The 13,886-nt window shown below is 61.4% G+C and carries 12 protein-coding genes; 2 read left to right on the top strand and 10 right to left on the bottom strand.

Annotated elements, in window-relative coordinates:
- Window positions 1–50: 50 nt before the first annotated feature.
- The 3 genes from NIT7645_RS07195 to gltX all read right to left on the bottom strand — a co-directional run bounded on the left by NIT7645_RS07195 (window position 51) and on the right by gltX (window position 4,043).
- On the bottom strand, window positions 51–950 hold the full coding sequence (locus NIT7645_RS07195; protein ID WP_008562467.1) for a calcium-binding protein: 900 nt from the start codon (window positions 948–950) through the stop codon (window positions 51–53).
- Window positions 951–1,219: 269 nt separating this feature from the next.
- On the bottom strand, window positions 1,220–2,515 hold the full coding sequence (locus NIT7645_RS07190; protein ID WP_008563188.1) for a citrate synthase: 1,296 nt from the start codon (window positions 2,513–2,515) through the stop codon (window positions 1,220–1,222).
- Between the two features lie 127 nt (window positions 2,516–2,642).
- Complete coding sequence (gene gltX / locus NIT7645_RS07185; RefSeq protein WP_008561986.1) at window positions 2,643–4,043, bottom strand: glutamate--tRNA ligase; 1,401 nt, start codon at window positions 4,041–4,043, stop codon at window positions 2,643–2,645.
- A gap of 79 nt (window positions 4,044–4,122) precedes the next feature.
- On the opposite strand from gltX, the gene NIT7645_RS07180 reads away from it, so the two are divergent.
- On the top strand, window positions 4,123–6,192 hold the full coding sequence (locus NIT7645_RS07180) for a ComEC/Rec2 family competence protein (protein WP_008560660.1): 2,070 nt from the start codon (window positions 4,123–4,125) through the stop codon (window positions 6,190–6,192).
- A 282-nt stretch (window positions 6,193–6,474) separates the two neighbouring features.
- On the opposite strand, the gene lexA is transcribed toward NIT7645_RS07180, so the two are convergent.
- The 7 genes from lexA to NIT7645_RS07140 all read right to left on the bottom strand — a co-directional run bounded on the left by lexA (window position 6,475) and on the right by NIT7645_RS07140 (window position 12,072).
- Window positions 6,475–7,155 carry a transcriptional repressor LexA gene (gene lexA / locus NIT7645_RS07170; protein ID WP_008559459.1) on the bottom strand — a complete coding sequence of 227 codons (681 nt, stop codon included), beginning with the start codon at window positions 7,153–7,155 and terminating at the stop codon, window positions 6,475–6,477.
- Between the two features lie 190 nt (window positions 7,156–7,345).
- The gene (locus NIT7645_RS07165) at window positions 7,346–8,518 is read right to left on the bottom strand and encodes a molybdopterin molybdotransferase MoeA (RefSeq protein ID WP_050686401.1); all 1,173 of its coding nucleotides are present in this window, start codon (window positions 8,516–8,518) and stop codon (window positions 7,346–7,348) included.
- On the bottom strand, window positions 8,519–8,989 hold the full coding sequence (gene moaC / locus NIT7645_RS07160) for a cyclic pyranopterin monophosphate synthase MoaC (RefSeq protein WP_037302343.1): 471 nt from the start codon (window positions 8,987–8,989) through the stop codon (window positions 8,519–8,521). It abuts the gene before it with no gap.
- Window positions 8,989–9,801: an indole-3-glycerol phosphate synthase TrpC gene (gene trpC / locus NIT7645_RS07155; RefSeq protein WP_008561865.1), complete on the bottom strand. Its 813-nt coding sequence runs from the start codon at window positions 9,799–9,801 to the stop codon at window positions 8,989–8,991. The genes moaC and trpC overlap by 1 nt, the downstream gene beginning before the upstream one ends.
- 14 nt (window positions 9,802–9,815) lie before the next feature.
- Window positions 9,816–10,469, bottom strand: coding sequence for a uracil-DNA glycosylase (locus NIT7645_RS07150; RefSeq protein ID WP_008562062.1), 654 nt, complete (start codon window positions 10,467–10,469; stop codon window positions 9,816–9,818).
- Window positions 10,466–11,494, bottom strand: coding sequence for an anthranilate phosphoribosyltransferase (gene trpD / locus NIT7645_RS07145; RefSeq protein ID WP_050686398.1), 1,029 nt, complete (start codon window positions 11,492–11,494; stop codon window positions 10,466–10,468). The genes NIT7645_RS07150 and trpD overlap by 4 nt, the downstream gene beginning before the upstream one ends.
- Window positions 11,491–12,072: an anthranilate synthase component II gene (locus NIT7645_RS07140; RefSeq protein ID WP_008562635.1), complete on the bottom strand. Its 582-nt coding sequence runs from the start codon at window positions 12,070–12,072 to the stop codon at window positions 11,491–11,493. The genes trpD and NIT7645_RS07140 overlap by 4 nt, the downstream gene beginning before the upstream one ends.
- Before the next feature lie 199 nt (window positions 12,073–12,271).
- Here NIT7645_RS07140 and NIT7645_RS07135 point away from each other — a divergent pair, with 199 nt between their 5' ends.
- The gene (locus NIT7645_RS07135; protein ID WP_008562856.1) at window positions 12,272–13,882 is read left to right on the top strand and encodes a divergent polysaccharide deacetylase family protein; all 1,611 of its coding nucleotides are present in this window, start codon (window positions 12,272–12,274) and stop codon (window positions 13,880–13,882) included.
- The last annotated feature ends 4 nt before the right edge of the window (window positions 13,883–13,886 follow it).

The following is a 13,886-nucleotide window of genomic DNA, read 5'->3' as shown; positions in this document are numbered from 1 at the left end:
GCCTTTCCAGCTGGAAGGGCGGCCTTTTTTATCTTTAGCTGCTGGTTGGATCAGGATGCGAGCTCAACCAGGGAGACGTGATCTTCGACGTTGAAGTCGCTGCCTGCATTGACCAGGCGGACCACTTCCACACCATCGGCAACAAGGAATGCGTCGGTGCCGCCGTCGTCGTTGTCGCGTGTCACGACGTCCAGCTCGGGTGCGGCTTCGCCAGCGACATAGTAATAGATCATCCGGTCATCACTGGCGGTGAAATCCGTGATGGTGGCCTGATCGCTCTCGTCATTCATCCAGACGCCTGTCTCAAAGACATCATCGCCCAGACCGCCTGTTACGGTGTCGTCCTTGCCAAAGACCACGGCATCATCGCCAGCACCGGCATTGATGGTGTCGCCCTGATCGTCGGTGTCATTGCGAATGTCATACTCCAGCGTGCTGATGACTTCTTCCTGGGATGACGCCGTCAGACGACCCTGAAGCAGGTCCTCATATTTGCCTTCGTCAAAAATGCCCGAGCCAACGATGGTGTCATTGCCCTGACCGCCCACCAGGTGGTCTTCGCCGCGGCCATCAACGAGGATATCGTCACCGGCATTGCCGCGCATGAAATCATCACCGTTGCCACCGACGATCACATCATTGCCCTCGCCGCCAAACAGATTGTCATTGGCAGAGCCGCCATCAATGGAGTCGTTGCCTTCGCCACCTTCAACGGTGTCGTTGCCGCCGCGTGCGTCTATGTTGTCGTCGCCTTCGCCGCCCGAGATGACTTCGTTACCGGAGGTGCCCAGCAAGAGATCACCAAGCTCGCTGCCGTTGATTGCCGGGCTCTCGTTCTGGCCGGTTTCGGATTCATTATTGCTGGCGTCGCTGGTATCGTCATCACCGCTTTCGTGAAGAATGATACCCGCAAGAAGGCCGACACCAAGCATGGTCATGAGTGCAATCACCGGAGCATCTCCCGCTAAGGTTTAAATAAAAATGTACCTAGGTGGTAAGGTTGTTCTGCCCTGCAGTCAAAGAAAACGGGGCGTAAGCCCCTAAAATCGTGGAAAAGAGGTTAATCAGGTTTCCAATCTGCGAACAATATTGCGGCCGCACGGGGATTGTTTGGGTTTATCTTTCCTGATGTCCGCTCACCCACAGATTGAAGGGTGAGGCATAAAAAAACGCTGCCCCAAACAAGGGACAGCGTTGCAATCAAATCGGGGTCGAAACCTTAGCGGTTTTCGATGTCCACGTAGTCGCGCATGGTTTCGCCAAGATAGAGCTGGCGCGGGCGACCGATCTTGTTCTGTGGGTCTGCGATCATCTCTTTCCACTGCGAGATCCAGCCGACGGTGCGCGACAGCGCGAAGATCGGGGTGAACATCGAGGTCGGGAAACCCATCGCTTCCAGAATGATGCCGGAATAGAAGTCGACGTTGGGGAACAGTTTCTTCTCGATGAAATACTCATCGTTCAGGGCGGTCTGTTCCAGTTCCTTGGCGACCTGCAGTAGCGGGTTGTTTTCGACGCCCAGCAGTTCCAGAACCTCGTCGGCGGACTGCTTCAGCACCTTGGCGCGCGGGTCGGTGTTTTTGTAGACGCGGTGACCAAAGCCCATCAGGCGGAACGGATCGTTCTTGTCCTTGGCGCGGGCGATGAACTCAGGGATGCGATCGACGGTGCCGATTTCCTTGAGCATTTCCAAGCATGCCTGGTTCGCACCACCATGTGCCGGACCCCAGAGGCAGGCAATACCGGCAGCAATACAGGCAAACGGGTTCGCCCCGGACGAGGACGCCAGACGCACGGTCGAGGTCGAGGCGTTCTGTTCGTGATCTGCGTGCAGGATAAAGATGCGGTCCATCGCGCGGGCGAGGATCGGATCAACATGGTATTCTTCTGCGGGAACAGAGAAGCACATGTGCAGGAAGTTTGCCGCATAATCCAGATCGTTGCGCGGATACACGAAGGGCTGGCCGATCGAGTATTTATAGGCCATGGCGGCAATGGTCGGCAGCTTGGCGATCAGACGGATCGCAGCCACTTCGCGCTGCCAGGGGTCGTTGATGTCGGTGGAGTCGTGGTAGAAGGCAGACATTGCACCAACAACGCCAACCAGGGTCGCCATCGGGTGCGCATCCCGGCGGAAGCCGCGGAAGAAGTTGTGCATCTGCTCATGCACCATTGTGTGACGGGTCACACGGGTTTCGAAATCTTCCAGCTGCGCTGCGGTCGGCAGTTCACCGTAAAGCAGCAGATAGCACACTTCGAGATGATGGGATTTGGATGCCAGTTGGTCGATCGGGTAGCCGCGGTGCAGCAGCTCGCCCTTGCCACCGTCGATGTAGGTGATGGTGCTGTCGCAGCTCGCGGTCGAGGTAAAGCCCGGATCGTATGTGAACACACCGGCCTGGCCATAGAGCTTGCGGATATCCAGAACATCGGGCCCGGCGGTCGGCGAGAAAATGGGAAGCTCGTAAGTTTCGCCATTCAGGCTGAGCTGGGCGGTTTTCTGTGTATCGGTCATCGATATCCCTTCCTGATACAGGCACGAAGGCGGCGTCAATTCCGCCTCGTGCAGGCGCACCTGCACGATAATTCGCGCAGGTGAGGTCATAGCGGCCACAGCTTACCCGGCAGTTAATGCGGTGGGCTCAGCCGGTGGCGTCGGAGAGTCGGGCCAGCGTTTCGTCCTGGCCCAGAATCAGCATCATGTCGAAAACTGAAGGGGTTACCGCACGACCGGCCAGCAAAGCCCGCAAGGGGGCGGCCAGCTTGCCGAACTTGGTTCCCTGCGCTTCTGCAAATGCGTTCAGCAGCGCCTCCAGATCGTCTCGGGTCCAGCTAGCATTTTGCAGCTGCGGCGTCAATTCTTTCAGTATACCGTCGGATACATTTGCCAGCGCTTTTGCCGCTTTCTCATCCTGCTCAACCGGGCGGGATGTCAGGAGAAAATGCGCCTTTTCAAGGAGCTCTGGGAACGTCTTGGCGCGATCCTTCAAGCAGTACATGCCCCGTTCAATATCATTTGACTGAACGTCACTCAGTTGTGGCTTGCCTGCCGCTGCGAGATAGGCCTGAATTTCATTCCGCAACGCAGCATCGTCGCTGATCGCGATGTGCTGACCGCAGAGATTTTCCAGCTTCTTGGTGTCGAAACGGGCAGGGCTCTTGCCGATGCCGTCGAGGTCAAACCATTCGCGTGCCTGGGCATCGGTGAAGAATTCATCGTCGCCGTGGCTCCAGCCCAGACGGGCCAGATAGTTGCGCATACCAGCGGCTGGATAACCCATCGCCTGATATTCCTGCGCGCCAAGTGCGCCGTGGCGTTTGGACAGTTTCTTGCCATCGGGGCCGTGGATCAGGGGGATATGGGCCCAAACCGGGATATCCCAGCCCATCGCCTGATAAATCATCATCTGGCGCGCCGCATTGTTGAGATGGTCATCGCCGCGGATCACATGGGTGACACCCATGTCATAGTCATCCACGACAACCGCCAGCATATAAACCGGTGTTCCGTCCGAACGCAGCAGGATCATGTCGTCCAGCTGGTCATTGCGGATGGTCACATCACCCTGCACTTCGTCCTTGATGACGGTGACGCCATCCTGCGGGGCCTTGATGCGGATCACGTAGGGCGCATCTGGGTGATCGGCCTCTGCCGCATCCCGCCAGGGCGAACGGTAAAGCGTTGATTTGCCTGCGGCCTTGGCCTCTTCGCGGAAGGCGGCAATTTCGTCCTGCGTGGCAAAACACTTATATGCCTTGCCTTCAGCCAGCAGCTGCTTGGCCACCTCGGCGTGGCGGTCTGCGCGTTCAAACTGGCTGATCACCTCACCATCATGATCCAGACCCAGCCAGGACATGCCTTGCAGGATGGCTGCTGTCGCTTCCGGGGTTGAGCGTTCACGGTCGGTGTCTTCGATCCGCAGCAGGAACTTGCCGCCGCGACCACGGGCGTACAGCCAGTTGAACAGCGCAGTGCGCGCGCCACCGATGTGCAGATAGCCGGTGGGAGAAGGGGCGAAGCGGGTGACGACCGGTTTGGACATTTGGGTGATTTACCTTTTGGAAACCATAAGAGAGCTAGTTTTGTCGCCTGTCTACCGAGCCAAACGGCAAGGAGCAAGCATGGGCGCCCTGAGTGGTCTGGAACGGCTGCTGCAATCCCAGCGCGGGGACCTGTTTCCTTGGGTTCCGGTCCTGTTCGGCTGCGGCATTTTGTGGTTCTTCTCGCTTAAGCATGATCCAACACAGACAGAGCTGTGCCTTATTGCAGCGAGCGCCGCGCTGGCCTGTGTCGTCCTGGCAATTCGTCGTGGTCGCGGGCTCAGCGCCTTTGCTGCCATGGCGCTTTTGGTGGGGGTGGCGGGCTTTGGTGCGGCCCAGCTGCGCGCCTCCCTGGTTGCCGCGCCAGTTCTGGAGTTCCGGCTTTATGGCGCGGTAGAGGGCAGGGTGGTCGGCACCGATCGCTCTGTTCGTGACCGTCTGCGGGTAACGCTCGATCAGCTCCGTATCGATCGGTTGTCGCCGCAGGATACCCCCGCGCGTGTTCGGATCAGTCTTGCTGACGGGGTTTTTGCGCCTGCAATTGGCGCCAGGGTGATGACCACCGCCCATCTGATGCCACCGCAAGGCCCGGTTGAACCGCGCGGGTTTGATTTTCGCAGGCATGCGTGGTTTCAGAAATTGGGGGCGGTCGGCTACACGCGGGTGCCTGTTTTGCTGGTGGAGGAACCGGGGGCCGATCTTGCCATTGCGCGGATGCGGGCGGCGCTCTCTGGCGCGATCCGCAGCCGCATGGCGCCCGAGACCGCAGGTTTTGCCGCAGCAATCACGACGGGCGAGCGTGCAGATATACCGCAAGCAGAGCTCGACGCCCTGCGCGCCAGCAATCTGGCCCATCTTCTGGCGATTTCCGGCTTGCACATGGGTCTGCTGGCTGGGGTGGTGTTTGGCGGGATCCGTCTGGGCTTTGCCCTGATGCCGCCAGTTGCGATGCGTCTTTCTGTCAAGAAACTGGCGGCTCTTGTGGCCCTTGCAGCGGCCGCATCCTACCTGCTGATCTCTGGGGGTCAGGTTGCTAGCACGCGGGCTTTTGTCATGGTTGCGGTCATGCTGTGCGCGGTGGTGCTGGATCGTCGGGCGCTGTCCCTGCGGGCCGTGGCCCTGGCGGCGTTGCTGATCCTTGCGTTACGCCCCGAGAGCCTGCTGGGCCCCGGCTTTCAGATGAGCTTTGCCGCGACAACGGCGTTGATCGCGGTGTTTTCGGCCCTGCAGGCATGGCAGTTGCCGCCCTCTCTGTGGTGGGCGCGGGGTGCTGTCGGCGTTGTTCTGTCGTCGGTGGTGGCCGGGATCGCAACGGCGCCCTTTGCTGCGGCCCATTTCAACCAGCTGTCGCAGTTCGGGCTGCTTGCCAATGTTCTGGCGGTGCCGGTGATGGGGCTTTTGGTGGTGCCCTCTGCGGTTCTGGCGCTGTGTCTGGCGCCTATTGGTGGTGGCTGGATTGGTCTGTGGGGCATGGACCTTGGGATCCGCTGGATCCTGTGGGTTGCGGGTTGGGTCGCGGGCATGGATGGCGCGGTGCGACCGGTGGAAATGCCGCCCCCATCGGTGCTGGGGCTGATTGCATTTGGGGGTATCATGCTTGCCGTCTGGCGCGGGCCTTTGCGATGGAGCGGCACCATCGCCATCTGCGGCGGGTTGCTGATCTGGGCGCAGGCCGGCCGACCCGTCGTGCTGATTTCTCCGGAAGGCGGGTTGGTTGGCGTCATGACAGAGCAGGGGCGCGCACTGTCGCGCAGCCGTGGGCAGGGGTTTGCGGCGAGCCGTTGGGCAGAAAACGACGGGACCTTGTTGACACAAGAGGATGCCGCCGCGCTTTGGCCTGATCCGGCTGTGGTGCCGGATTGGGGCCATACCCTAAAGGGGCGGCACGCGGTTCTGGCACTGCCTGATGGGGCGTGGCTGATCCACGTCATGGGAAAGGCCGCCCACGCAGCGCCAATTCCCTGCGTGCCTGACATCATCTTGGTCAGCGATCGGGCTGATAAATTGCCGCTGACTGGCGGCTGCCGAGTTATGGATGCGATCACGCTTCGAAAAACCGGATCTCTCGCGCTGCTTGCAGATGGGCGCTGGCTGACCGCGCGGGAGGTTGCCGGTGATCGGGCCTGGACGCTGCGCGACCAAGGAGAGTGAGGCGTGACCACGGTGAGCGGTACAAAGGCGCGCCAATAGGACGGCACCGCGGGCCGTTTGCTGCAGTTTGGCTGTGGCGGGGCAAGGGCGGATGACGAACAAAGCGCGGATGACGACCGCTGTGTCAGGATGCCGGACTGCTGCGCCAGTCACAGCAGTCTTTATCGCCCTGCAGGCAGATCGTCCCAGCTGCCTGCGCATTCTATCCGCCAACTCCGCGGCCGCAGAAATCAGCGCGGGCTGTGAGCAAAACCAATCAGCCCCAATCAGCCAAGGGGCAGATCAATAGGTTCGGATCAATCCGACAAGACGGCCCTGCACCTTGACCTGATCCTGACGATAGCGCCGGGTTTCATAGGCGGGGTTGGCCGCTTCAAGGGCGACAGACGTGCCTTTGCGATAGATCCGCTTCAGCGTGGCCTCTTGCCCCTCAACAAGGGCAACAACCACATCGCCATCATCCGCGACAGAGGTTTCGCGGATCACCACGATATCCCCATCATTGATGCCCGCCTCGATCATGGAATCCCCCCGTACCTCCAGCGCAAAGTGCTGGCCCTGGGCCGACAACATAGAGGCAGGTACAGCGACCTGATGCGAAATCTGGTTGATTGCCTCGATCGGGACACCGGCAGCGATACGGCCCATCACCGGCAGTTCCATCGCTGCAATGGTTGCAGCGGCGGGCGCGGTGCCCTGATTTGCGGGGGTGGGTGCCTCGGCCACGTCTTCGACCGTGCCGCCCAGACTGTCCGGAAGGCGAATGATCTCAATCGCGCGGGCGCGATGGGCGAGGCGGCGGATAAAGCCCCGCTCCTCCAACGCGGTGATCAGCCTGTGTATCCCCGATTTTGATCGCAGGTCCAGCGCAACCTTCATCTCGTCGAAACTGGGCGGAACACCATCTTTTTGCAGGCGGGTGTGGATGAAATCCAGCAAATCCAATTGCTTCTTCGTCAGCATGACGTTCCTCTCACAGCTCGATGTTTCCTTTTGTTCTACGCATGTTCCCGTTTTGTGTCAACGCCTGCCGCCAGAAAACCTGCACAAAAGCGTGCAGTTGACCTGCGATCCTGCGGGTCATTCTGTGGTTCAGGCGGGGATAGAGGCGCGGCGCCGGCAGGTTTTAAGGATCGGCGCTGGCGTCTGGCGTTTAGATCGGCAGGTAATTGACGCGCTCGCCAGTGGCGCGGGCGCCATCCTTGGGCGGGCGGACAACCAGCACATTTGCCTCTGCCAAAAGGGTCAGTCGCGCGCTGTCCTGATCGTCGAATACGTGCACTGACTGGCCATCGAACCGACCACGCATATAATGCTGTCGCGGGCCGTTTTCCGATACGGGATGGGCAAGCGGTGCGGTGAGCAGCGCAGGTGTATCTGTCGCGAGACCGAGCATGGCGCGCAACATCGGCAGGATGAAGATGTGGCCGCAAACCATTGCTGAGACGGGATTTCCGGGCAATCCCACCATGGCGCTTTGGCCAAGTGTTCCGGCCATCAGTGGTTTGCCCGGCCGCATCGCCACCTTGTAAAAGGCGCGGGACATACCAAGGGTTTCGGTGACACCCGCGACCAGATCGTGATCGCCGACAGATGCACCTCCGATGGTCACGATCAGGTCCGCGTCCTGCGCCAGTTCAAATGCAGTGCGAAGATCGCTTTCCGTGTCCCGTGCAATGGGCAGGATGCGGACCCGCGCCCCTGCGGCTGTCAGCAATGCGTCAAGCCCAAAGGTGTTGGACGCGATGATCTGATCCGGTCCGGGTGTGTCGCCAGGCAGGACCAGTTCGTCACCGGTAGAGATGAGGGCGACCGTTGGCTGTTTGCGCACCGGCACCTGGGCAATGTTCATGGCAGCGAGCAGGGCGATATCGGCCGAGCCCAGCACACGGGGGGCATCCATGGTGGTGCCGATCTGGAAATCGCCGCCCTTGGGGCGAATGTTGGTCGATGTTCCCGGGTGATCTGCGATGGTGATCAGGTTTCCGCTTCGGCTGATATCTTCCTGAATGACAACGAAATCCGCCCCTTCAGGAATTGGAGCGCCAGTGAAAATCCGAACGGCCTGACCGGCGCCGACACGCCCGGTAAACCCGTGGCCCGCCGCGCTTTCGCCAATGACCTTGAACATCGCGTCTTTCTCGACCTCAGCCGACTTGAGCGCGTAGCCGTCCATGGCTGATGCGGCGAATGGGGGTTGATCGCGCTTGGCCGAGACGGGCTCTGCCAGAACCCGACCTGCGGCAGCGCGCAGCGGCACAGTCTCTGCCGCCATCGGGGAAACCAGATCAAGAAGCGTGTCGAGGGCGTCGGAAACTGAGATCATTTATGCCTCGTATCGTCCTGATTTTCCGCCATCTTTTAGGATCACGCGGATGCCGCCAATCTCCATCGCCTTATCAACCGCTTTGGCCATGTCGTAGACTGTCAAGGCTGCGGTTGAGACGGCGGTGAGGGCTTCCATCTCAACTCCGGTTTGGCCGGTGGTTTTTACGGTGGCTTCCACGCGCACACCGGGCAGATCTGGGTCGAGGGTCAGCTCGACCGCAACCTTGGTCACCGGAAGCGGGTGGCAGAGCGGGATGAGATCCGGCGTCTTTTTTGCACCCATGATCCCCGCGAGGCGGGCAACAGACAGAACATCGCCTTTTTTCGCGCGACCTTCTGAAATGATATCAAAGGTTTCTTGCGCCATCGTGATGTGGCCTTCGGCAGTAGCGATGCGGGACGTCACGGCCTTGTCCGAGACATCAACCATATGGGCATCGCCCTTGCCATCAAAATGGGTCAGCGCCATCACATTGCTCCCGGCATCAGCGGATTGGCAAGGATTTCGCGGGTGGCGGCGGTCACGTCGTCTTTGCGCATCAGGCTTTCACCGATCAGGAACGTGCGTGCGCCATAGCGGGCCATATCCGCCAGATCGGCGGGAGTGGACAGCGCGCTTTCGCACACGATTGTGCGGTCCACCGGAACCAGGCGCGACAGCGTGCGGGTGGTGTCGAGCGTTGTCTCAAATGTCTTGAGATTGCGGTTGTTGATGCCAAGCAGAGGTGATTTCAGTTTGCAGGCCCGATGCAGTTCTTCCTCGTCATGGACCTCCAGCAGGACATCCATATCCCATTCAAAGGCAGCGGCTTCCAGTTCAGCGGCCTGGGCATCGGACACAGAGGCGAGGATGATCAGGATACAATCCGCCCCCAGCGCACGGGCCTCTGCGACCTGATAGGTATCATACATGAAATCCTTGCGCAGGGCTGGCAGAGAGCAGGCATCGCGCGCCTCGGTCAGGAAGGATTTGGCCCCCTGAAAGCTGGGCGTGTCGGTCAGGACAGACAGACAAGTGGCACCACCGGCTTCATAGGCCTTCGCAAGCGCAGCCGGATGAAAATCCTCGCGGATCAACCCCTTGGAAGGGCTGGCCTTTTTGATTTCGGCAATCAGACCATAACCGTCGCGGCTGGCGTTCATCAGCGACTTGGCAAAGCCGCGAACGGGGCTGGCCTCGCGGGCTTCTGCCTCAACCGCTTCGAGCGGTTTGGCGGCCTTGTCGGCGGCGACCTCTTCCAGCTTGTAGGCCTTGATCTTGTCCAGCACTGTTTCAGTCATCTTGACGCCTCCGGTCACGCGTTCCAGTCGATGGTTGGCTGATCCTGCTCTGTCAGCCAACGGTTTACTGTCGAAAAGGGGCGCGAGCCAAAAAAGCCGCGCCGGGCTGACAGCGGTGAGGGGTGAGCGGTCCTCAGGATCAGGTGATCGCCCGGTTGAATATATTTTTCAAGCCCTTGGGCCTGTTTCCCCCACAGAATATAAGCGGTTGGGCGGCGACTGGACAGGGCCAGCACCTCATGTGCGAGCCGCTGCCAGCCAAGCGCCTTGTGCCCGTTGGCTTCCCCTGCAGGCACCGACAGAACGGTGTTGAGCAGCAAGACACCTTGGCGGGCCCAGCCGCGCAGGTCGCCAGACGGTTTCACGACACCAACATCATCCTGCAACTCTTTGAAAATATTATTCAAAGACCGGGGGAGCGGGCGCACGTCAGGCGCAACGGAAAAGGCCAGCCCGTGGGCGTGGCCGGGGGTCGGATAGGGATCTTGGCCCAAGATGACAACGCGGGTTGCCTCGGGCGGTGTCAGGGACAATGCCGCGAGCCGCTGCTCTGTCGGTGGCAGGATGACGCGCGGATCTTCAGCTACCGCTTGCGCGATAGCTGGGTAACTCTCGGTGAAAAACGGCAGTTCGGACCAGCCGCCCAGGCCCGCCAGCTCGGCGCTCATTTGTTGGCGGCGGCCGTGGTGATGCGGGCGACGGCCTCGATCTTGCCGCGAGCAGCGCCGCTGTCGATGCTGGTGCGGGCCATCTCGGCGCCGGTTTTCAGATCGCTTGCTGCACCCGCAACCACCAAGGCCGCGGCAGAGTTCAGCAATACGGCATCGCGATAGGCCGAGGGTTCACCAGCCAGAAGGGCCTCAAACGCCTTGGCGTTTTCTTCGGGCGTTCCGCCGATGATGGCCTCGAACGGGTGGGGCGGCAGGCCTGCGTCTTCGGGATGGATTTCCATTTCTGTCACGCTGCCATCGGGGTTCAGGGCGGCAACCCAGCTGACGCCGGTGATTGTCAGCTCATCTGTACCATCCGAGCCATGCACCAGCCAGGCCTGCTCTGATCCCAGTTTGCCGAGCGTTTCAGCCATCGGGCGGATCAGATCGCGGCTGAACGCGCCGGTCAGCTGGCGTTTGACACCGGCTGGGTTAGTGAGCGGGCCAAGAATGTTGAAAATCGTCCGCGTGCCAAGTTCCTGCCGCGTCGGCATCACATGGGCGATGGCCGGGTGATGCATGGGCGCCATCATGAAACAGATGCCCGCTTCGCGCAGGGCCTGTTCGGCCACCTTTGGCCCGACCATGACGTTGATGCCCATCTGGCCAAGCGCATCCGCTGCGCCGGATTTCGACGACAGGTTGCGGTTGCCGTGTTTTGCAACAACGGTCCCGGCCCCCGCGACGACAAAGGCGGTCGCGGTTGAGATATTGAGCGTGCCCTTGCCATCACCGCCAGTGCCGACGATGTCCATCGCACCCGCTGGGGCCACGACAGGGGTGCATTTGGCGCGCATCACGGCGGCGGCGGCGGCATATTCATCCACCGTTTCACCACGGGTGCGCAGGGCCATCAGCAGGCCGCCCATCTGGCTGGGTGTGGCGTTGCCTTCAAACAGGTGTGTAAAGGCGGCTTCGGCTTCGTCGCGGCTCAGAGCGCGATCCGCTGCAGCGTCGATCAGCGGCTTCATCTCATTGCTCATGCGGGCACCTTCATCACATCGAGGAAATTCTGCAGCAGCTTGTGGCCGTGCTCTGAGGCGATGGATTCCGGGTGGAACTGCACGCCGTGGATTGGCAGGCTCTTGTGCTGGAGCCCCATGATGGTGCCGTCTTCCAGCTCTGCCGTGATTTCCAGACTGTCAGGCAGCGTGTCGCGGTCCACCACGAGAGAGTGATAGCGCGTGGCCTCAAACGGTGTGGGCAGACCCGCAAACAGACCGATGTTCTTGTGGTGCATGGTTCCCATCTTGCCGTGGACGATGTCCTTGCAGCGCACAACATTGCCGCCAAATGCCTGACCGATGGTTTGATGGCCCAGACAAACCCCCATCAATGGTGTCTTGGTTTCTGCTGCGGCTTCGGTCAGAGCCAGGCAGATGCCCGCCTGATCCGGATCACAGGGGCCGGGGGACAGCAGGATGCCCGCTGGCTTCAGCGCCATCGCCTCCTGAACGTTGAGCGCGTCATTGCGGTGGACCTGCACATCAGCGCCCAGTTCCCCCAGATAATGCACGAGGTTGTAGGTAAAGGAGTCATAGTTGTCGATCAGCAGCAGCATAGTCGCGGGGCTCGTTTAAGGGCTGGCGGGCCGGGGCCGCGCCGCAGTATAGTGGTCGGGACATACATGTTCAGGGTTGCGCGGCAGCGTCAAGTCCACATCACTGCATCTGGGGCCGCATCGGGGTTCTTGACGCAGAGGTGAGCGTCTGACCAAAAGAACGCAACCGTTCCAGAAGGCAGCGAGAGGCAGATCAGACATGCGAGGGTTTCTTGGAGGCGTGAGTTTCGGGGCCTTGGTGGCCGCAGTTGGTGCGGTTGCCTGGTCGCTGTCGGTGCCGCTTCCGCAATCCGTTGAGGTGAGCGTTGCCGAACCTGCCCGCGCACCGGTGACAGATCCGGCAGACAGCAGCCCGGTCGAGGATGTGGGCGCAGATCCTGATCTGGTTGAAACGCCTCCCGCGGCGCTGGATCCGCAGGTGGTGGGCGATGATCTGACAGCCCTTTCTGAGGCCGAGACCGCAGGTGCCGCGCGCCCGCAGGTCGGCACCACCGCAGGAAGCGTTGGCGACGCGCCTGGTGGCGTTGGCGCGCCAGCGATCGATATCGCCCGCGATGCCCCCGTGACCCCCGTTGATGCACTGCCCGCGCCAGATGCTCCGGGGCAGGAGCAGGATCTGGTGGTCTCTACCGAGCCCGCCCAACCCCCAGCACCGACAAGCCCGGCGCAGGATCAAAACCCGCTTGGCGAGACCACGGCGGAACCACGGCCAGAAAGCCCCGGTGAGACGGTCACTGATCCATCGACATCACCAGCGTCATCTGATGGCACCCAGGGTGCGACGGCCTTGCCCGCGCCGGATGTGGCGAGCAGCACCCCCGGTCTGGCCGCGCCTGATCTTGGCGGGCCGAGCCTGGGCTCTGCGCCCGATCCGACCGCGACGCCGCTTTTGCCCGGCCAGGGCCAGCCCGCACCTGAACAGGTGGGCACCCAGACACCAGAGGTAGCCGCGCAGGAGAGCGATGACAGCGGTGCCCAGCCGAGCCGGATCGCCGCCCTGCCGACCACAACCAATACCGGCGAAGCGGTAGAAACCACGCGCCCCCGCATCGGGACGCCTGCCGGTTCGCTGGTGGACCGCGACCGGACGGACGAGGGGACAGAGCCTGCAAGCGTCTCGCCCCGTGGGCTTGATCCATTTGTGGCCAATGCCGAAGCGTTTACCCCCGAAGAGGGTCGCGCCCTGATGTCGATCGTCTTGATCGATGATGCCGATGCCATCGGCGCCGAGGCGCTGCAGGATTTCCCCTATCCGCTGACCTTTGCGCTGGATCCCAACGATCCGCGCGCAGTGGAAAAGATGCGCGCGCACCGCGCTGCGGGGTTTGAGGTTATGGTGATGGCGGATCTGGCGCGTGATGCCTCTCCGCAGGATGCAGAGACGGCACTGGCTGTCTGGCTGGATCAGCTGCCGTCCTCCGTTGCGGTGCTGGAAGGCGTTCAGACCGGCTTTCAGGGCAATCGCCCGCTGGCAGACCAGATGGCGGCAGCGCTGGATGCAATGGGCTACGGAATGGTGACGCAGGATGCTGGGCTGAACACTGTCCAGAAACTGGCGCTGCGCAACGGGATGCCGGCAGGTGTAGTGTTCCGCGACTTTGACGGGGCTGGGCAGGATCCGCGTGCAATCCGCCGGTTTCTGGATCAGGCCGCGTTTCGTGCGGGGCAGGAGGGGGCTGTGATCATGCTGGGGCGTGTGCAGCCCGATACGATTTCCGCGCTCTTGCTTTGGGGGCTGCAGGATCGGGCGAGCCGGGTGTCCCTTGCGCCGGTGTCCGCCAGTCTGCGGGCGAAGCTGCCCACCGAGTAAATCG

The sequence above is a fragment of the Phaeobacter italicus genome (genome assembly GCF_001258055.1).
Lineage (GTDB): Bacteria > Pseudomonadota > Alphaproteobacteria > Rhodobacterales > Rhodobacteraceae > Phaeobacter > Phaeobacter italicus.
This window is presented reverse-complemented; position numbering and strand designations above follow the sequence as displayed.